The organism is Telluria mixta, assembly GCF_029223865.1.
GTDB classification, from domain to species: Bacteria; Pseudomonadota; Gammaproteobacteria; order Burkholderiales; family Burkholderiaceae_D; genus Telluria; species Telluria mixta.
Map to the genome: position 1 here is coordinate 2,293,667 of NZ_CP119520.1, position 21,086 is coordinate 2,314,752.

At 66.8% G+C, this 21,086-nt stretch carries 12 protein-coding genes; 4 read left to right on the forward strand and 8 right to left on the reverse strand.

Features of this window, described 5'->3' with window-relative positions:
* The first annotated feature begins 112 nt into the window (after positions 1-112).
* The 3 genes from P0M04_RS10200 to P0M04_RS10210 all read left to right on the forward strand — a co-directional run bounded on the left by P0M04_RS10200 (position 113) and on the right by P0M04_RS10210 (position 7,919).
* On the forward strand, positions 113-1,423 hold the full coding sequence (locus P0M04_RS10200) for an outer membrane protein assembly factor BamB family protein (protein WP_259452604.1): 1,311 nt from the start codon (positions 113-115) through the stop codon (positions 1,421-1,423).
* A gap of 209 nt (positions 1,424-1,632) precedes the next feature.
* Complete coding sequence (locus P0M04_RS10205; protein WP_259452605.1) at positions 1,633-5,112, forward strand: glycosyl hydrolase 2 galactose-binding domain-containing protein; 3,480 nt, start codon at positions 1,633-1,635, stop codon at positions 5,110-5,112.
* Between the two features lie 149 nt (positions 5,113-5,261).
* Positions 5,262-7,919 (forward strand): TonB-dependent receptor, encoded by a 2,658-nt coding sequence (locus P0M04_RS10210; protein ID WP_259452606.1) that lies wholly within the window; start codon positions 5,262-5,264, stop codon positions 7,917-7,919.
* A 52-nt stretch (positions 7,920-7,971) separates the two neighbouring features.
* Here P0M04_RS10210 and P0M04_RS10215 read toward each other — a convergent pair whose 3' ends face one another.
* The 7 genes from P0M04_RS10215 to P0M04_RS10245 form a co-directional block, all read right to left on the reverse strand.
* Positions 7,972-8,736: a ThuA domain-containing protein gene (locus P0M04_RS10215; protein WP_259452607.1), complete on the reverse strand. Its 765-nt coding sequence runs from the start codon at positions 8,734-8,736 to the stop codon at positions 7,972-7,974.
* 10 nt (positions 8,737-8,746) lie between these two features.
* On the reverse strand, positions 8,747-9,652 hold the full coding sequence (locus P0M04_RS10220; RefSeq protein WP_259452608.1) for an alpha/beta hydrolase: 906 nt from the start codon (positions 9,650-9,652) through the stop codon (positions 8,747-8,749).
* Positions 9,642-12,674: a glycosyl hydrolase family 28-related protein gene (locus P0M04_RS10225; RefSeq protein ID WP_259452609.1), complete on the reverse strand. Its 3,033-nt coding sequence runs from the start codon at positions 12,672-12,674 to the stop codon at positions 9,642-9,644. Before P0M04_RS10225 ends, P0M04_RS10220 begins: the two co-directional genes overlap by 11 nt.
* Positions 12,675-12,680: 6 nt before the next feature.
* The gene (locus P0M04_RS10230) at positions 12,681-14,003 is read right to left on the reverse strand and encodes a gluconate:H+ symporter (RefSeq protein WP_259452610.1); all 1,323 of its coding nucleotides are present in this window, start codon (positions 14,001-14,003) and stop codon (positions 12,681-12,683) included.
* A gap of 13 nt (positions 14,004-14,016) precedes the next feature.
* Positions 14,017-17,004, reverse strand: a complete 2,988-nt coding sequence (locus tag P0M04_RS10235) for a TonB-dependent receptor plug domain-containing protein (RefSeq protein WP_259452611.1) — start codon at positions 17,002-17,004, stop codon at positions 14,017-14,019.
* 75 nt (positions 17,005-17,079) lie between these two features.
* A complete protein-coding gene (locus P0M04_RS10240) occupies positions 17,080-17,616 on the reverse strand; it encodes a gluconokinase (protein ID WP_259452612.1) in 537 nt (178 codons plus the stop codon).
* Positions 17,617-17,857: 241 nt separating this feature from the next.
* Positions 17,858-18,934 (reverse strand): AI-2E family transporter, encoded by a 1,077-nt coding sequence (locus P0M04_RS10245; protein WP_259452613.1) that lies wholly within the window; start codon positions 18,932-18,934, stop codon positions 17,858-17,860.
* 133 nt (positions 18,935-19,067) lie between these two features.
* Here P0M04_RS10245 and P0M04_RS10250 point away from each other — a divergent pair, with 133 nt between their 5' ends.
* Entirely contained in the window at positions 19,068-19,616 is a 549-nt protein-coding gene (locus P0M04_RS10250; protein WP_259452614.1) for a putative glycolipid-binding domain-containing protein, read from the forward strand.
* Here the strand turns inward: P0M04_RS10250 and P0M04_RS10255 are convergent.
* Entirely contained in the window at positions 19,583-20,812 is a 1,230-nt protein-coding gene (locus P0M04_RS10255; protein WP_259452615.1) for a DUF418 domain-containing protein, read from the reverse strand. The genes P0M04_RS10250 and P0M04_RS10255 overlap by 34 nt on opposite strands.
* Positions 20,813-21,086 lie beyond the last annotated feature (274 nt).

The window sequence follows — 21,086 nt, forward strand, 5'->3', positions numbered from 1 at the left end:
AGCGCAAGTATAGCGACGCACCGCCACCGCGCCTACCGGCCGTGAAGCCTCCCTGAAGATTGCCCGCGCCCCACGCCCCTAGAATGGCGCCATCCCAACGACAGGAACCTCCATGCGCCGCCTTGCCCTGCTGCTTGCCTTCCTCGCTACCCCATCGTTCGCCGCCGACTGGCCCATGTTCATGGGCGACCCCGCGCATGCCGGCCGGGCCGCCGGGGAGACGCGCGCCATCAAGGGTTTCAGGCTGGCGGGGCGGTTCGATGCGCACGCGGCGATCCACGCGTCGCCGGTGGCGGCGCAGGGGCGCGTGTTCGTCGGCGCGGAGAACGGCAACCTGTACGCGCTCGATGCGAAGACGCGTACGCTGCAATGGCTGTATCACGCGCGCGGCGGCATTGCCTCCACGCCGGCGGTGGCCGACGGTACCGTCTACTTCCTCGACCGGGCGGGCAGCGTGCATGCGCTCAAGGCCGACGACGGTTCGCCGCGGTGGACCTTCCGCACGCAGGGCGAGGCGATATTCTCCGCGCACGGCATGTTCGGCATGCCGCGCGACGGCCAGCCCGTGCCCGATCCGTGGGACCTGTACCTGTCGTCGCCGCTGGTCCATGACGGCAAGGTCTACGTCGGCAGCAGCAATGGCCACGTGTATGCGCTCGACACGAAGGACGGCAAGCTGGCCTGGGCATGGCGCACGGGCGGCATGGTGCATTCCTCGCCCGCGCTGGCGGGCAGGAACATCGTCGTGGGCAGCTGGGACGGTGCGGTCCATGCGCTCGATGCGCAGACGGGCGAGCAGCGCTGGCGCCACCAGACGGGCGTCGAGCAGAAGACCAGCATCATGTTCGGCATCCAGGCGTCGCCCGCCGTCGACGGCGACACGGTCTACGTCGGCTCGCGCGACGGTTTCCTGTATGCGCTCGACGCGGCCGGCGGCCAGCCGAAGTGGCGCTACGACGCGCAGGGCAGCTGGGTCGTCGGCACGCCGGCGATGGACGGCGACAGCGTGTACGTCGGTACGTCGGACACCGGCCTGCTGCTGGCGCTGGACAAGCGCACCGGCCGCGAACGCTACCGCTTCGAGACGAAGGTGTGGACGTTCGCATCGCCGCTGCGCGTGGCGGACGTCGTCGTGGCGGCGTCGATGAAGGGAGAACTGGTCGCGCTCGATGCGGCGACCGGGCGCGCGCGCTGGTCGTGGCGCGGCGACGCGCTCGCCGTGAACGACGGCCGCGTGATCGACACGGCCACGGGCAAGCTGGACACGAAGAACATGTACAAGGGCGGACCGCACGCGCTGTATTCGGCCGTCGAATACGTCAAGCGCCTCGGCGCCTTCGTCGGTTCGCCGGCCTGGTACGACGGCCGGCTGATCGCGGCCACCGCAACAGGCGAGGTGTTGTTCTTCGAACCGCAGCACTGACGGGCGGCTTTACTAAAACGCTGCGCACCGCTGTCCGCGCGGCGGGTAGCGTCTTTTGACCATCAATCGCGGCGAGTTTAGTAATCACCACTAAACAGCGCCGCAAAGCCTTTCCGGCGTTTGACCCTCCTACCGGCCGGATGCAGAATCCGCCGCACAACGATCCCGGCCGTCCGCGCCGGGACTTCATGCTTTTCCCGGAGACCATCATGCGCCACGCCAGTTCGGGCCTGCCTACGCCCGTCGCCCGCCCGCCCCGTTCCCTGAACACGATACTCGCTGCCCTGCTGCTGGCGGCGTCCGCCGCCCACGCGGCCACGTGGGGACCGTTCAACGCCGAATTCCCGGCCGCCGCCGATGGCCTGGTCAAGAAGGCACCCGCGGGGGTGACGCTGACGGCGCAGCGCGTCGCCATCGGCGGCTGGTTCAAGCCGTCGGAGGCCGCGCGCGGTACCGCGCTGCTGGCCGGCGCGGACGGCATCGGCTACCTGTGCAGCGTGGACGGCACGCTGGCGTTTTGCGGCGCGGGCGTGACTCTGCGGAGCAGCGTACCGTTGCCCGCCGGCGCGTGGACCCATGCGGCGGCCAGCCGGGACGGCCGCCACGTCGTCCTGTACGCGAACGGCAGGGAAGTGGCGCGGCAGGAGGTGCAGGGCGCCACCGTGGCCACCGCGGCCGCCGCGCAGATCGTGATCGCACCCCGCACCGGTACCGATGCCGCGTTCGCCGGCCGCGTGGCCGGGCTGACGCTGGCGGACGAGGCGCTGGATGGGCAGGCCGTCGCGCGGCTCGCGGCGACGCCGCCAAACGAAGGCATGATCGTGTTCGAGACCGGCAGCCCGCACTGGCCGCTGCAGACCCGCCAGATGGCCGGCCAGCCCGCGCCGCAGGACGCGTGGACGCTGCCGCAGAGCGCGACGCCGCCCTCGAAGCCTGTCGCCGTGCCGGCCTACGCCGGGCCGGCGCTGGAACCGCGCGGTGCCAACGAATGGACGATCCGAGCGTGGACGCTGCAATCGGCGGACCAGGCACCGGGATCCGCGCAACAGATTGCCAGCGGCGGCTACGACGCGTCGCGCTGGTACAAGGCCACGGTGCCGGGCACCGTGCTCACCACGCTCGTCGACCGCGGCGTCTATCCGAGCCCGGCGTATGGCCTCGACAACCTCGCGATTCCGGAAAGCCTCAGCCGCCAGGACTGGTGGTACCGCACCAGCTTCACGCTGCCGCGCGGCCATCGTCCCGGCCGCCACCTGTTCGTCACGTTCAAGGGCATCAATTACGCATCCGAGATCTGGGTCAACGGCCGCCGCGCGGGCACGACGCGCGGCGCCTTCGTGCGCGGCAGCGTCGACCTGGGACCGTACCTGAATCCGACAGGCGAGAACGTCATCGCCGTCAAGGTGTCGCCGCCGCCGCATCCCGGCATCGCGCACGAGGAATCCGTCGCGGCCGGCGTCGGCGAGAACGGCGGCGTGCAGGCGCAGGACGGCCCGACCTTCATCGCCACCGAGGGCTGGGACTGGATCCCGTCCGTCCGCGACCGCAACACGGGCCTGTGGCAGGACGTCGTCCTGCGCAGCACGGGCGACGTGCGCGTGGGCGATGCGCACGTGATCACCGCGCTCGCGGACGACCATCGCGAGGCCGACGTCGGCATCGAGGTGCCGGTGACGAACCTGTCGAACAAGACCGTGCGCGCGACCGTGCGCGCCACCATTCGCGACCGGGCGGGATCGATGCAGCCCATCGTCGTGAGCCGCACGCTGGACGTGGCACCGGGCACGCATACCGTGCGCTTCGCCTCGAAGGACTTCGCCGCGCTGAAGGTGAAGCAGCCGCGCCTGTGGTGGCCGAACGGCTACGGCAAGCCGGAGCTGCACGACCTCGACGTCGACGTGCTGCAGGGTGCGGCGCTGTCCGACCATGCACGCACCGCGTTCGGCATCCGCAGCGTGACCTACGAGCTGTCGCTGGTCGACCGCACGGGTCACCTGCGCCGCGTGGAGGCCGATTTCACCAGGGCGCACGCGCTCGGCGTGCGCATCACCGATGCCCGCCACGAGGCGCTGCGCAAGGTCGCGGGCAACCAGTGGGCAACCGGTTTGCGTGCGGAAGCGGAGGGCACGGCCGCGATCCGCGAACTGGCCGATGCCGGCAGCCTGACGCCGCACCTCGTCATCAAGGTCAACGGCGTGCGCATCGCGGCGCGCGGCGGCAACTGGGGCATGGACGACTTCATGAAGCGCGTCGACCGCGCGCGCCTGGAACCCTATTTCCGCCTGCACCGCGACGCCCACGTGAACATCATCCGCAACTGGGTCGGTCAGAACACGGAAGAGACGTTCTTCGAGCTGGCCGACGAGTACGGGCTGATGGTGCTGAACGACTTCTGGGCCTCGACGCAGGACTACAACATCGAGCCGCAGGACGTCGACCTGTTCATGGCGAACGCCGTCGACGTCGTCCGGCGTTTCCGCAACCACCCGTCGATCGTCGCCTGGTTCGGCCGCAACGAGGGCGTGCCGCAGCCGGTGCTGAACGAAAAACTGGAAGCGCTGATCTACGCGGAAGACGGCACGCGCTGGTACACGGGCAGTTCGAATCGCGTGAACCTGCAGAACAGCGGCCCGTACGATTATCAGCCTCCCGAGACGTATTTCACGACGCACGGTAAAGGCTTCGCCGTCGAGGTGGGCACGCCGTCGTTCCCCACGCGCGAAGCGTTCGAAGCGGCCGTGCCGGCGTCCGAGCGCTGGCCGCTGGGCGACACCGCCGCGTACCACGACTGGCACCCCAGCGGCAACGGCCGCGTGGAACCCTTCATGAAGGCCCTCGAGCGCCAGTACGGCGCAACGGCGTCGCTCGCTGACTTCGAGCGCAAGGCGCAGCTGATGAATTACGAATCGCACCGCGCGATTTTCGAAGGCATGAATGCGGGACTGTGGCGCGAGAACAGCGGCCGCATGCTGTGGATGACGCAGCCGGCCTGGCCGAGCACGATGTGGCAGATCCTCAGTCACGACTACGACACGCACGCCGCCTACTACGGCACGAAACACGCGTCCGAACCCGTGCACGTGCAACTGAACCTGCCCGGCTACGCGGTCGACGTCATCAACAACCCGACCGCGCCGCTTAACAACGTGCGCGTCGCTTTCGAGGCCTGGACCGTCGACGGCCGGCTCGCGGGCCGCGGCGCCGCCACCGTCAGCGTGCCCGGCGTGGCTACGTCGGGACCGATCGATCTCGGCATCGCGCCGCTGCTGGCGCGCGAAGGCCTGCTGGTCGTCAAGCTGACCTTGACCGACGGCGCGGGCCGCACGCTCTCGGACAACGTGTACTGGCCGTCGGCGAGCCCGGAGCGCCAGCGCGGTCTCGATACGCTCGCCGGCGTGCCGGTGACCGTGCGCGCATCCGCCCGGACGGAGGGCACGGTGCGCAAGGTGGACGTCACGTTGACCAATCCGTCCAGGGTGCCCGTGTTGAACACGAAACTGACCCTGCTCGACGCGGCCGGCGCGCGCGTGCTGCCCGTGTACTGGTCGGACAACTACGTGGCGCTGATGCCGGGCGAAAGCCGGACCGTCAGCGCCGAATTCGCGGGCGGACAAGATGGGCTCAAGGTCGCCGTGCGCGCCTGGAACGGCCCGGAACAGGCAGTGGCGGTGGACGCCGCGCAGCCTTGAGCGTGCGCGACAAGCTGCTTGTTTAGTAAAGACGAAGAAACTGAAAGGTGTCCGGCGAATTTCTTTGATTTTACGAATTCTGGTTGAAATACTCGTTGATACGTGACCGGTTCGCCGGCACGCAGAATTCAAAAAACCAAGGAGATATGATGCTGCATCCAATCAAACGGACGGCCATGAGCGTGGCCGTCGCCAGTGCCTGCACCCTCGCCGCCATGCCCGCCTGGGCGCAGGCAGACACCAAGCCCGCGCAGTCCGCCGACACGATCCCGGAAGTGACGGTGACCGCCACCCGCTTCAGCACCTCGCTGCTCAAGACGCCCGTCGCCGTGACGGCGTTCTCGCAGGACCAGCTGACCCGCAAGGGCGCCACCAACATCCGCGACCTCGCCAACGAGATCCCCAACGTCACCATCGACTCGGGCCTGGACAACGGCGTGCAGATCACGATCCGCGGCATCACGTCGACCAACTTCACCGAGACGGGCGACCCGGCCGTGGGCTTCCACGTCGACGGCCTGTACTCGCCGCGGCCGCAGGGCGCGCAGGCGCTGATGTTCGACATCGACCAGCTCGAGGTGCTGCGCGGTCCGCAGGGCACGCTGTTCGGCCGTAACTCGACGGGCGGCAGCGTCAACGTCATCACGGCGAAGCCCGACTTCAACGGCAACTACGGCCGCGTCGAGACGGACTTCGGCAACTACAACAAGAAGCAGGTCAACTGGGTGCAGAACGTCGTCGTCAACGACAAGCTGGCGCTGCGCGGCTCCTTCATGCGCGTGCGCCGCGACGGCTACGCCGACCAGCACCAGGACCTGTCGGAAGCGAACGTGCCGTCGAAAGGCTGGATCCTGAACGGCGTGCCGGACGTCGACATGCGCTACAACCGCCAGGTCCGCCCATCCGACTACTACACGAACCAGAACGAATGGGCCGCGCGCCTGCAGGCGCTCCTGCGCGTCAACAAGGACCTCACCCTGCATGCCGCGTACGAGCACTTCCAGGATTCGGGCGCGGGCTATGCGTTCTTCCGCGATTGCGGCGCCGGCGTCGGTACGCGCTATGCCTGCACCAACGACGAGTTCTATATCAACGTCAACGTGCCGGGCCAGACCGACATGAAGATCCACACGGTGCGCGCGGGCGCGGACTGGAACGTCAACGACCGCACGTCCGTCAGCTACAACTTTGCCGTCGCCGACCAGCGCCGCAGCCAGATCTCGGACGACGACCTGGGCCTGCAGAACGCGCCGTCCTGGGCCGACATCGCCCCGTTCCCAAATACGAAGGACGGCAACTGGGGCACCTGGCCGCTGCGCGACACGTGGCACCGCACCGCGGATTCGCGCTACCTGTCGACCGTGCACGAACTGCAGCTCAAGCAGCAGCTGGGCTCCCTGAAATACGTGACCGGCCTGTTCTGGATGCACGAGCGTAACCGCATCGACTACGAGATGACGGAAGCGATCCAGAAACCGTTCGGCGATCCGGGCAGCGTGGTGTACGCGCAGCCGAACCGCCAGATCGATTCGAAGGCCATCTTCGGCCAGGCCGACTGGAACTTCGCACCGAAGTGGACGGCCACGCTGGGCGCGCGCTACAGCCGCGATTCAAAGGAAGACAAGGGCGGCAAGGTGTACGGCGCCAACTGGATCGGCAACCCGGCCTACTACCGCGGCCTGTACGACCGCGGCATCCCGGGCACGCCGGGTTTCACGATCCACGACGGCACCGACCTGACGCAGCAGATGGGCTGGGCCGGCGGCGGTCCGATCGCCTATGCCGGCTACGCCAACGCGACCAACAACGATCACAAGGAAACCTGGGGCAAGACGACGTGGCGCGCCGGCCTGCAGTACCAGATCACGCCGCGCCAGATGGCGTACGCCTCCGTGTCGACGGGCTACAAGGCGGGCGGCTTCGCGGACAAGGTCGACAGCTGCAACTACCACCTATGCGCCGCGACGGGCAAGCCGGGCGAGGCGACGTTCCTGCCGTACGGCCCGGAGACCGTCACCAACTATGAACTGGGCTGGAAGGGCCGCTTCCTGGACAACCGCCTGAGCCTCTCGGCCACCGCCTTCTACATGCGCTACAAGGACATGCAGCTGACGGGTAACTACTTCATCAACCAGATCATCCCGGACAACGGGCTGCCTTGCCCGGCCGACCAGCCCAAGTGCGACGTGTACGAAGCCTGGCGCACGATCAACGTGGGCGACACCCGCATCCCGGGCCTGGAACTGGAGTGGGACTACAAGCCGTGGCGCGGCGCGCGCGTGGGCGGCGGCTTCGCCTTCATCGACACGAAGGTGCACGGCTTCTACAACTACAGCGACGACTACCAGTGCGGCGACGTGCGCGCGGAATTCGGCGTCCAGCCTTGCCCGGCCATCTACAACGGTCCGGACAAGTCCCTGCTGGGCCGCCGCCTGTACGACATCGACGGCAACCACCTGCCGAACACGCCGAAGTACCAGGTCTACCTGAACTTCTCGCAGGAGTTCGAGCTGCCGGGCGGCTACCGCCTGACGCCGTACGTGAAGGTGAACTGGCGCGACAAGGCCTATTTCGACCTGCGCAACTCGGACTGGGCCGGCATCGGCCGCTACCAGGCCGCCTACGCGCTGGCCGATGCGTCGGCACGCCTCGATTCCCCGGATGGCAACTGGTACGCGGAAGCCTACGTGCGCAACGTGACGGACAAGCGCGCCAAGACGAGCAGCGATTCGCTGTGGGGCGGCTTCATGAAAGCCACCTACGTCGAGCCGCGCATGTATGGCATTCGTGCTGGTTTCAACTACTGATCGGCACTCGCGCGTCGTCCCCGCCTTCGCGGGGACGACGCTTGATCTGCCCTTAACGTTGCTGCCCCTTGCCCGTCGCCGCCCACCAGATCCCGCCCATCAGGTGGGCCAGGTATTGCGGGTCGCGGTACATGTCGCCGTTGTGGCCCAGCAGCGTGACGAACACGCGGCCCTTTTCGACCGTGTGGTACCACGCCACCGGGTGGTCCTTGCCCATGCCCGTCGACACCTGGCCGGGCCAGATCTTCGTGACGTCGTAGCTGGATTCATCGATGTTCAGCACGGGGTGGATGGCGACCTTGTACGGGTTCGTCGTCTCGTACCACTCGTCGCTCCACATCCAGCGCGGCGGGATGCCGAACGTCGCGGGGAACGTTTTATCCACGACGTCGACGGCGCCCGTCTGCAGCATCGGATGCGTCTTGAACGAGCGGCCGACGAGCTTCTCGTACCACACCCACCCGTTCGGCGGCGTGATCGCGGCGCGGTGCACGACGACGGCATTGCCGCCGTCCCGCATGTACGCCTCGAACTTCGCGCGCTGTGCCGGGTTCAGTTCCTCGCCCGGCGTGTTGAGGAAGACGACGGCCGCGTACTGCTTCAGATCGCCGTCGAACACCTCGGGCTTGTTCGTGTAGTTGAACTCGAACGCGTGCAGCTTGGCCAGCTTTTCCAGGCTCTCGCGCGCGATCGGGATGTATTCGTAGTGGTACTTGTTGGGGATGGCCAGCACGAGCAGCTTGTACTGGACGTCCGCCGCCCATGCCGCTGGCGTGGCCAGCAAGGCCGCGACCAGCGTCGACACGATCAGTTTCATGACAATCCTTTCAAGGTGCGGGTACGCCTTCCGGCTTGCGCGAATTACTCCCGATACTGCGCGGGATGAGCCAGCCGCCGTCGGCGAGCCAGTCCGCCAGGCGATCCGGCCAGTGCTGCAGCGAGATGCGTTCGCCGCGCTGGCCCACGTTGAACGCGTGGTCCGTGTCCGCGTACAGGTGCAGCTCGGCCGACACGCCGGCTTTTACCAGTTGCTGGTACAGCGTGATGGTCGGCGGCATGCAGCACGTGTCGCGCGAGCCGGCGACGAGGAACGCGGGCGGCGCCCCGTCCACGGTGCTGGCGGGAGAACCCAGCGGCCCGGGATACACGAGCACCTGGAAGTCCGGGCGCGCGCTCTGGCGGTCCAGCGCATCGGCTTTTCCGCGTTGTGCAGGCTCGGGATTGTCGGCGACGAGCGACACGAGTTCACCGCCCGCCGAGAAACCCATGATGCCCACGCGCTGCGGATCGATGCCATAGTCTCCCGCATGCGCGCGCACCCAGCGCACGGCGCGCCGCAGGTCGGCCGCGCCGTCGCCTTCGATGCTGTAGCCGGCGGAATCGGGATCGCGCGCCAGCCGGTATTTCAATACGAAGGCCGTGACGCCCATGCGGTTCAGCAGCTTGGCCGCCACGACGCCCTCGTTCTGGAACACGAGCATGCGATGCCCGCCACCCGGCACGACGACGATCGCCGCGCCGTTCGCATGCCGCGGATCCGCGCGCAGCACCGTCAGCGACGGGTCGTGCACGTTGCTGACATACGCACCGTCCGTCAGCTTCTCGGGCTCGCCGTGGCGCTTTTCGGAACCGGGCGCGCCGTCGGGCCACAGCTGAACGGCCTGCTGGGCGAGGGCACTGCCGGCGCAGCCCAGCGCCAGCACGCCGGAGACGATCAGGCGCTTAGTCCACATGGCTCGTGTACAGGCTGTGGTGCGTCAGGATGAACAAGGTGCGCTTGTCGGCACCGCCGAAGAGCAGTTGCAGCGGACGCTCCGGCACGTCGATGCGGCCGCGCTCCTTGCCGTCCGGGCCGTAGATGAACACCTGGCCGTTGGCGACGTAGACGTTGCCGTCCGGGCCCAAGGTCGCGCTTTCGCCGCCGCGGTCGGCGACCTGCTTCAGGTCCGTGATGGCGCCGCCCTGGCCCACGAGACCGCTGAACGTGCGGTTCTCGGAACCGTTCGTGAAGATCACGCGCTCGCCCACGCGGGCGCTCGTGAAGCCGTGGGTGTCCAGCGTGTCGGACCAGCGGTAGCCCATGTGGTCCGTCGGACCCTGGCGCGTCACGCGCCATGCCGGGAGCACGAGGCTGCCGTCCGGCGACACGTATTCCTGCGCCTTCGGCTTCGCGACGTCGCGGGCGAACATCTCGCTCAAGGTAGTGAATTCGTAGGTCTTCGGATCGATCTGGTCCTGGAATTCGCCGTTCTGCCAGAAGTTGACGGGGATGGCCACGCGCGCATCGGCACGCGATGCGGCGGCCGTCGGCTTGATCATCGTGTAGCCGTCCGGCGTCGGCGCCACGTCCGGCTTGAAGGCGTAGACGCTCGCGCTCGGGCCGTAGTGCGACACGACCATCACATTGCCGCTGCGGTCGATGGCAAGGTTGATCGGGTCGAGCGGGGCGTCGCGCACGATCTCCAGGCCGCGGTCGCGGCTCCATGCGTGGATGCGCTTGAAGTGGCGGTCGATGAAGTACAGCTTGCCGTGGGAGTCCACGGCGGCGCCGGCGACGGAATAGAAGCCGTCCGCGACCTTTTCGACCTTGCCCATCGGCGCCGGGGCGCTCGCCTGCTGGCCCGTGTAGTCGAGGATCGCGAATTCGCGCTCGCGCACCTGGATGTTGTGCGTGACGTCGGTGATCGCGTTCTCGTACGGGTACTTGGACGCACGCGCATAGGTCGTGCAGCCGTTCTCGTCGCAGGTGGCGAAGCCGCTCTCGCCGTTCACGTGCACGTTGCGGAAGCGGATGTCGCTGGAGTTCGCGATGCGCACGGCCGTGACGGCCGGCTTGATGGAGCGGGTGACGCGGTAGCCGTGGTAGTTCGCGATCAGGATGTTTTTCGAATTCCGGATATCGAGCGACACGGAATCCATGCCGTCGCGGACTTCTTCTTCCGTCTGCGGCGCATAGAACGACCAGTTCTCCACGCCGTCCAGCACGATCTCGTTGCGGATGTGGTGCTCGGCCGAGAGTTCGTACACGCGGCCCGGCGTCTTCGTGTTCGTCACGTAGAAGCCCGCCTGCGCATAGCCGCTGGGCGACCAGATGCCGGTGAACGTGCCGCCGCCGCCGTCCGTCACCCAGACGCTCGGGTACTGGCGGTCCCACCACTGGGTCGTATCCCATCGCTCCGTCTTCTTGTACGGATCGGCGCGGGTGCCGTCGTACAGGCGCGTGCCGTGGCCGCCCTGGATGCGCACGTCGTCGACCAGCGACTGCTCGCCTGCGCGCCACAGCAGCGCGACGGCGCGGTTGTTGACTTCACCCGTCGCGAGGCCGATGCCGGACACGATGCCCGCGCCGCCGCGTGCGCTTTCCAGCAGCGCCTTCGGCGTGTCGACGCCCTGGAACAGGGGCGAGCCGTTCGGCAGCACGAGCTGCGTCAGGCCCGGGTGCAGGCCGACGATGACGGTGTCCGGCTTCATGCGGATCGTGTCGTTGACCATGTAGAAGCCCTGCGGCAGGTACACGACGCGGTTGCTGTCGATGGCTTTCTGGATGGCGGCCGTGTCGTCCGCGCGGCCGTCGCCCTTCGCGCCGAATGTGTGCACGTTGGCCCATTCTTTCGTGGGCGGCAGCGCTTTCAGCACGCGCTGCGGTGCAGTTTTACCGATGGGCCCCGTCTTGTAGTTGGTCGTGAAGCGGCCCGGCGCGCCCAGCTGGTCCAGCTTCATGCCGTAGTTGAGTTCCGTGACCTCGTACGTGCGGCCGGCGCCCGCGAGGGTCTTGCCGCTGTCGCGGAACTTCGCGAAGGTCGGCACGTTCTTCGCGCTGGCGTGGTCGAATGCGATCTGCGTGTAGACGTTGTCCTCGTTGCTGATGACGACGGCGGCCTTCGCCACGTTCTCGAAGCGGACGTTCTTCGCGTACAGCCAGTCGCCGTAGCCGCGGTCGATGTCGATGCCGACCGGGGTGTCGCGGATGTCGACGTTGTCCAGCGTGAGTCCGGCCTCGTGCTCGCGGATGGCGGCGTCGCGCTGGCCGTCGAACGTCGCGTCGACGAGGGTGAACTGCCACGCGGGCGACGTTTTTTCGGCCAGGATGCCGTAGCGGCCGCCGTGGAATTTCAGGTCGTACGCGATGTTGCCGACGTGGTAGACGCCGGCGAGGCCGCTGCCGATATGGAAATCGATGTGCGACAGGTTCGAGTGCTGCGCCGTGTGCATGCGCACGCCGGTGGCGGCCGGGTTGCCGTCGCCGATCTCGAAGTCGACGTTCGACAGCACGGAATAGAAGGTGGCGGAGTTCGCGTCGCGCACGTCCTTGTCCGCGCCGACGGCGCCGGCAACGGGCATCGGCACCTTGCCCACCGTGTACTGGTCGCCGCCGGTGAAGATCACCATGTTGGCGACGCCCTGCTGGAAGCCCGGCGTCTTCGGCGCCAGCACGAACACGGGACGCGTCGCGCCCACGCCGTACACGCGCACGGCGAGCGGGATCAGGATGCTCTTCGTGATGCGGTAGCGGCCCGACGGCAGGAACACGACGCCGCCTTCGCCCTTGTTGGCGGCGGCGTCGATGGCCTGCTGGATGGCGGCCGTGTCGTCCGTCCTGCCGTCGCCCTTCGCGCGCACGACGACGGCGTGCGGGTCTTCGGGCATGGTCTGGAAAGCCGATACGGAGGCGGCGGATGCTGGTGCGGCAAGCACGAACGCCAGCGTCAATGCGGCCGGAAGCGGGCGTAAAAGCGTTGAAAGCGTAGTCTTCATTTATAGTTATCCTTGAGTGACGAACAGCGACAACAACATCACGAACAGCAGTCCGAACACGCCGACGATGGTCTCCATCATCGTCCACGAGCGGAACGTATCCTTCAGCGACAGGCCGAAGTATTCCTTGAACATCCAGAAGCCGGAATCGTTCACGTGACTGAACATGAGGCTCCCCGCACCGACCGCGAGGACCATCAGGTTCGGGTCGACGCCTGAGCTCTCCACGAGCGGACCGACGACGCCGGCCGCCGTGATGCCGGCCACCGTCGCGGAACCGAGGCATACGCGGATCAGCGTCGCGACGGCCCAGCCGAGCAGCAGCGGATGCACGGGCATGTGCGCGAGCTGCGTGCCCAGTTCCGCGCTGACGCCGGAATCGATCAGCACCTGTTTCAATCCACCGGCACCGGCGATGATCATCAGGATCGGCGAGATCTCGCGCAGCGCGCCCGCGGCGCTGTCCGTCGTTTTCGAGAACGGCTGGCCGCGGCCGATACCCAGCGTGACGACCGCGACGCCGTACGACAGCAGCATCACGACGAGCGGACTGGATAGAAACGCGAGCGGCTTGGACAGGTCCGGACGGACCATCGTGACGAGCGTGAGGGCGCCCAGCACCACGACGGGCAGCAGTGCCGTCACGAAGCTGTTGAAGGTGCCCGGCAGCTCGCTGTCGGGAATCGCCTGCTGCGCGGTGCGGAACATCGGCGCGGGCTCCGCGCGGATGTGTTTCAGCGACATGGCGAAGATCGGCCCCGCGATGATCAAGGTCGGGATCGCGACGACGAGACCGTACAGCAGCGTCTTGCCCATGTCCGCGTGCACGGCGACGACGAGTGCAGTCGCGGACGGGTGCGGCGGCAGGAAGCCGTGCGCGATCGACAGGCCCGCCAGCAGCGGCATGCCCAGCGCCACGGCCGGGCGGCCCGACTGGTACACGAGCGAGAAGATCAGGGGGATCATCAGCACGAAGCCGACGTTGTAGTACAGCGGCATGCCGACGACGAAGCCGGTGACGGTCATCGCCACCGGAATCCGCGCCATGCCGAGCCGGTCGACAAGGCTGATGGCGATGCGCCGGGCCGCGCCGCTGTCGGCGATCAGCTTGCCGAACACGGCGCCCAGGCAGATCACGACGACCAGGGACCCGAGCAGGTCACCGATCCCCTTTTCGATGGCGCCCGGGATCTTCGCGGCAGGCATCCCGAGCATCAAGGCGGCGACGATGGCTGCGACGACGAACGCGAGGAGCGGCTGAATCTTGCCCCACGCGATCATCACCGTCAGCAGGCCGACCGCCAGTAGTACTGACAGCAGGTTCCACATGGCCGGCCTCCGGTCAGAAGTTGTAGCGCAGGCCGGCGCGGTAGGTGCGTCCCACGACGTCGTACAGGGCAGGATTGATCGCGAAGCTCGGGTTGGCCTGCGGTGCCGGTTCCGGATCGCGGTCCGCCAGGTTGTCGATCTTGAAGTAGACCATCAGCTGCTTCGACACGTTGTAGCTGCCGCCGAAGTCGATGTAGGTCGCGCCCTTCATCTTGTTGTTGTAGATGGTCGGGTGGATCAGGGTCGACGTCGGGCAGCTGGTCTGGCACTCGATGTACTCGTTGCTGTACTTGCCGTCGCTGAACCAGCGCTCGGTCAGGGTCAGGCTGAGTTTATCGCTCAGTAGCCCATCCCACGTCTGCGTGGCGAGCACCTTCCACTTCGGCGTGTTGCCCAGGTTGACCCCAGCGCCTTCCGACGGGATCGTGCCGACGACGCCCGAATCCGTGATGAAGTGCAGCGTGCGGGTGGCCAGCGCGCGCACTGTGAATCGGCCCGGCAGGCTGAATTTGTCGAGGTTCGTGCGGTACGCCGACTCGATGTCGAAGCCCTTCAGGTGCAGCGAAGCGAGATTGAAGTTCTGCACCGTGACGTAGTTGTTGCCCGGGCTGTTCAGCACCATCGCCTGGCAGATCTCCTGGTTGCCGGCCACGCACAGGTCGACTTCCTGCTGGATCGACAAGGTCGAGATCACGTCGTTGACCTTGATGTCGTAGTAGTCGAGCGACGTTGAGAAGCCCGGCGCCCAGCTCGGCTGGCTCAGCACGATGCCGAACGAGTTGTTGCGCGCGATTTCCGGACGGAGCTTCGTGTTGCCGACGGTGCGCTGCTGCACGCTGACCGTGTTGCCCTGGTACTGCACCTGGTTGTTGACGACGACCGGCGCCGCGAACAGTTCGGAGAGGTTCGGTGCGCGCACGTCCTTCGAGCTGACGGCGCGGAAGCGCAGGCCGTCGATCGGCGTCTTCCACGTGGCGCCGATCTTCCAGCTGCTGACGCTGCCGGCGGTGCTGTACTTGGTCTGGCGATCGGCGAGGTTCAGGTTCGCTTCGCCCCACGTGTCCGACTTCAGCACGGGCAGGTTCAGCTCGACGTACGCCTCGCGCACGTTGTACGCGCCCACGCCGTTGTGATAGTTGCCGGCATACCAGTTGTTGCCGACCGTGCTGTTGAGGGTCGGGTCGGCGGGGTACGCGGCGCCGCCGATCGAATCGGGCGAGACGCCGGCGCCGTACGGGTCGCCGTGCACGTCGTACTTCTCGCGGCGCCATTCGGCACCCGTCGCCATCGACAGCGGACCCGCCCAGCCTTCCCAGATCTCGCCGTTGAAGTTGGCGCTGGCCACGTCCTGGCTTTGCGTCGTGCGCTGGATCGGGCCGGCGGCCGGCGCGATATAGCCCCAGGCGGCCGGATCGACCGGGTTGTTGCCGATGATGTTCAGCGGCACGCAACCGTTCGCGGCGGCGACGGCGTTGCGGCAGACGATCTTGCCGCTGGCATCGCGCACGGCGTCGATCGCGTTGTTGTAGCGCGTGTTCAGCGTGATGTCGTGGACGTTGATGTTCGTCGTGTTCTCGCCGTGTTCCGCGTAGGCGTCGTACGACCATTCCTTGCCGAACAGGTTGAACTTGCCGTCCGCGCCGACGACGAAGCGGCGCTGCGTGCGCGTCGGGTGCACGTTGATGTTGGCCGGGAAGATGGCGTTCGCCGTGCCGTACTGGAAGCTCTTGATGTTGTTGGTCGCGCAGGCCGCCGCGATCGACGCCGGCAGGAACGGGTTGTCGCACTGGATCGTCAGGTTGGCCTGCTTGGCCGCGCCCGGGTTCGGCGAGAAGTGCGATTTCACCTGCGCATAGTTGGCGGTGAAATAGATCTCGTTATCCGCGTCGAGGTCCCACGACAGGCGCGTGTACGCGACTTGCCGCTTGAAATTCATCGCGAGGTTCGTGCCCGCGCCCACGCTGCCCGAGAGGTCGCCGCCCACGCAGAACGGATTCACGCAGTTCGTGACCTGGCCGGTGCCGGTTGGCACGCCGTTCGAGCCGTAGTTGAACTTGTACGGCACGCCGCCGTCGCCGAACGCGGTGCCCTGCAGCGGGCCGTTCGTGATCAGGCCGTATTTCGCGTACTGGTATTGCTGGGCATGGTCGATGGCCATGTATTCCGGCTTGCCGTCGGTGGTCTGCGACAGCGGGCGGCGCTGGAACACCGTGTTGCGGTACCACGTGCGGCCACCCGCGCCCACTTCGCCGAAGCCCGGCGAATCGATGCCGTTTTCCTTGCTGAACTCGCCGCTGACGGTCGCATGCAGGCGGTCGTCCATGAAGCCCTTGCCCCAGGCAGCCTGCAGGGTGCCGCTCTTGTCGTCGTGGTATTTCGTCTGGCCGCCCTCGACGTTCGCTTTAAAACCCGTGAATTTCTTGTCGGTGATGAAGTTGACGACACCGCCCACCGCATCGGAACCGTACGATGCCGAGGCGCCGCCCGTCACGACGTCCACGCGTTTCACCAGCAGTTGCGGGAACTGGCTGACGTCCGTCACGCCCGTGACGTTGGCGCCGACGACGCGCTGGCCGTCGAGCAGGGTCAGGGTCCGGATCGTGCCCAGGCCGCGCAGGCTCAGCGAGCTCAGACCCTGGATGCCGCTCGACGTGCTGTTGGTGCTCGTCGTGCGGCCCGTGCTGCCTTGCAGCGCCGGCAGTTCGGCCAGCGTGTTGAACAGGTTCGGCTTGGCGGCCTTTTCCAGGTCGGCGCTGGACAGGCTCGTCGTGGGCGTCGGCTGCGTGAAGCCGCGGGCCGCGATGCGCGAGCCGGAAATGCGCACGACGTTCGCTTCCGGGACGGCGGGGGCGGTACCGGCGGTCTGGTCGGCCGGGGCCGCTTGCGTGTCTGGCGCGGGCGGTTGTGCAGGTTCGGTCTGCTGCGCATGGGCAGCGCCGAGCATGCCGCAGGCGCTGGCGACGGCGAGGTTGATGAGGGTGCGTTGCAGTGGTGTACGCATGGTAGTCTCCATTATTCTCATGTGGTCGGCATGCCGCCTCGGATGGTGGGCGGCTGGGCCGGTGCGACGACTTACTTATTGATTGATCGATGCGATGATGCTGGCCACCAGGTCTTCTGGTGGCTGGGTAATGTCCAGGGTGATGCCGGCTTCGTCCGGCTGCAGCGGCTCGAGGTCGCGCAGCTGGCTGTCCAGCAGGGTGATCGGCATGTAGTGGCCGATACGCGTCTGCATGCGTGCCGCGATCATGCCGCGCGGACCTTGCAAGTGGGCAAAGCGCAGATTCGGGTCGGCTTGGCGCAGCATGTCGCGGTAGCGCCGCTTGAGCGCCGAGCACGATACGACGACGCCCGTGCCGCGTTCGCGCGCGGCGCCGATCTCGTTGGCCAGGGCCTGCAGCCAGCCGGCGCGGTCGTCGTCCGTCAGCGGGATGCCCGCCGACATCTTGACCACGTTGGGCGCCGGGTGATACGCGTCGCCCTCGAGGAAGGCAACGTCGAACGCCGCGGCGAGGGCGGCAGCGATCGTGCTCTTGCCGCAGCCGCAGACGCCCATGATGACCCAGCGGCGGCCTTCGCCCGAGGGGTTGGTTACATCGCTTGGTGATGCCATTCTGTCTCTCTTTCTGTCAATTCACAGCGACCGTTAGCGCTATCATTTTTGCCAAGTCTTCAATAAGGCGGCAGGTTTGTAAAGCGTTATTCATGTTGCGGAGCGAAACGTGCGGGAGGCTGACTATGCAATCTGCATGAAATGATGGGCATGTTGCCGCCGCGCCAGAGGGAAACCGTCGAAAATGGACTGATAGCGCTATCAGTTGTGCGTAGCGGCACGTCCGGGAATCGTGTGGCGTTTACAACACGTTTGCATCGCCGGGCGTCGACGTGCCGGTGATCTTGGTTCGATGCAGGCGCATTTGCACGACAAACATCCGCAGCGCGGCCAGGAATGGGACGGAAAGAAAGATGCCGGACACGCCAGCCAGTTCCTCGCCGGCGAGCAGGCCGAACACGACGAGGATCGGCGGCACGTCCACCCCCTCGCTCATCAGCCAGGGGCTCAGCATGTAGTCCTGGAAGACGCGGTAGCCGCCGATGAAGACGATGATCCAGCCCACGTGCTCATAGCCGCTGAACAGGGCGACGCCCACGATGGCCGCCGCCGCGACGAGCGGGCCCAGCACGGGAATCACTTCCAGCACGGCCGCGACGGCGGCCAGAAGCAGCGCGAACGGCACCCCCATCAACGACAGCACGAGACCGTAGGCAACGAGCGTCGCCAGCGACAGCAGGGCCAGCGCCCGCACATAGCTCGACAGCACCGTGTTCAGGCCGTGCAGCACGTCCGTCCAGAAGCCGCCGTTGCGGCGGTGGCGCATCGCCACGAGCAGCTCGTCGAAGACGGGCGCCTGCAGGATCATCAGGAAACTGAGGATCGGGACGACGACGACGTAGATCAGGTTGCCGGCCAGGTGCATCAACCCGAAGCCGAGGTTGCGCACGAACGGCATCGCCTCCGCCGAGCCGCCCTGCAACAGGTCGCGCAGGAACGCGGCGAGGCGCGCGCGCAGGGGTTCGAGCAGGTGGGGCAGCGGCAGGCGCCGCTCCAGCGTGGCGGGATCGAGCAGGGTCGGCAACTGTTGCGCGAGTGCCGTCGCCTGCGCGGCCACCGTGTTGCCGAACAGCCCGACGGCCAGCGCGACGAGCCCGACCACGACGAGATAGACGAGGCACAGCAGCAGCGTGCGCGGCACCCGCCCGGCGGCGACCCGCTGGGCCAGGACGAACAACGGATTGATGAGGTAGCTGAACAGCACGGCGATCAGCATCACCAGCAGCGTCGTGCGCACGAGAAAGACGCCATACAGCCCTGCAAGCACCAGCGCGGCCGTCCATACCACGCGGGCCGTACGCGCATCGATACCGAACACGGCGTCTCCCTGTCAGCGGTCCGCCACTGCGGCAGGCCTTGTCAGGATGATACGGCGAGGGGCGTATCGCTGGCGCGCAACTCGGCCGCCCGGTGCTACATTAGGTGTGCACGGAACATGGAAGGAGGGCGACATGAAACGCAGCTATCGCTGGGCAACGGAGCAGGGTGGCGGCCTGGAGCATGTCGAACTGGACACCGGGGACGCCGGCGTGACGGCGGAAGGCGTCCTCATCGGCCCGGCCGGCGGTCGGTTGTTTGCCTGCAGTTATCTGTTGTGCTGCGACGAACAATGGCGCGTGCGCCGTCTCGACGTGCATGTCGCGGGCAAGGGGAGAGTGAGCCTGCGCGCCGACGGGGCCGGCAACTGGCTTGACGCGGATGGCACCCCGCTGCCGGCGCTGCAGGGCTGCACGGACGTCGACCTGTCCGGCAGTCCGTTCACGAACACGTTGCCGATCCGGCGCCTCGGCGACGCGCTGCAAGCGCGCCAGGAAATCCGCGTCGCGTACGTCGACCTGCCCAAGCTCGACGTCCAGCCGGTTGCGCAGGCTTACACGCGCGTCGCGCCCGACCGGGTGCGGTTCGAAAGCCTGTCCCGCCCGTTCGCCGCCGACCTCGACGTCGACGACGACGGCCTCGTACTGCGTTACGAGGGGTTGTTTACGCGCGTCGCGGGTTGAGCGCTGTGGCTCGAGGCCGCGCCGATCCACGTCAGGCGGTGCCACAGGGCTTCCAGCGGGCCCTGCTTGTGGTTGCGGAGCCACCAGGCGCTGAAGCAGCCTTGCAGCACGGCCAGCACGATACCGATCGACAGTGCCGCGACGGTCCCGGTCACCGCGTACAGGCCGAAGCCGAAGCCGTGGTACAGGGTCGTGCCGACGATCGACTGCATCATGTAGCTCGTCAGGCTCATCCGGCCCAGCCAGCGGAGTGAGCCCAGCGCGCGCGCGCCGGCGGGACGGCGGTACAGCAGCGCGAAGCCCGTGACGAGCAGCAGCATGATGTCCAGGTTGAGCAGCGGCTTGGCGATGGCATCCAGCGGCCGGCGCAGGGCCTCGGCGGGGATCCACGCTGCCAGGTGGCCATGGATGAAGATCAGCGGACCGAGCAGCAGCAACGCCCCGAAGAAGACGCGGCGCCAGATGCTGCGGTTCCTGTCGGTCATGGCGAACATCCCGAGGCGGCCGGCCAGCATGCCGAACATGAACAGCGCGGGAATCTGCAGGAGGCGGCCCATTTCCCAGCTCCACAGCAGCACGGCCTGCTTGCCGTTCGTGAGGTTGCCGATCCAGACGTCGAGCAGCGAACCGTGCTTCAGGTATTCCTCGGCGCGGCCGAAGTATGCCCAGGAGGCGGGATCGGGCAGCTTGCCCGGCGCGCTGCCCAGCGCCGCGAACGCATCGAGCCACGCGACCGGCTGCAGGCTGAGGAAGCAGGCCAGCAGGAAGACCGTCCACGTGCCCAGGCGCGCGACCGGGATCAGCACGAGGCCGAGCACGGCATACATCGCGAGGATGTCGCCCTCGTAGAACGCGGAATTCACCAGGCCGAACCCGAGCAGGAGAAGCATCCGCCACGCAAAGCGCGGCCGGAAATCCTCCCCGCGCCGGGCCCGGGCATCGTCCTGCAGGTGGAACGTCAGGCCGAACAACAGGGCGAAGATGGCATACGACTTGCCGCCGAACACGGCGAACATCGCGTCCCAGATGTGTTGTCCCAGCGCTTTCAGCCAGGCGGGCTCGCCCGGCGGCGAAAAATAGAGATCGAAGTGCTCGATGTTATGCAGCAGCATGATCGAGACGATGGCAAAGCCGCGCAGGGCGTCGACCAGGTCGAGGCGGGAATCGGTACGGGGCATGTCGGGGGAAGGCGTCATGGTATTCCTGTCCGTTTTTGGGCCCGGCCATTCTAGTTTGGAATCGTTTTCATCTCCACTATATTTTTTACAACGCCCGCGCTTATTTCTCGTTATAAGTTCACATCTGGTTACAAACTGCCGGTGTTTGTCGACATCCCGCAACGGTGAAAACTTTTTTCCGGGTGGCAAAGCAAAGTTCGCACAAAGCGTTTAGAATTGCCTCCCATCAGCTTTCCACGCGCCAACCGATCGGTTGGCGTTTGCTTTTGGATCCTGACAATTTTTTAAAAAA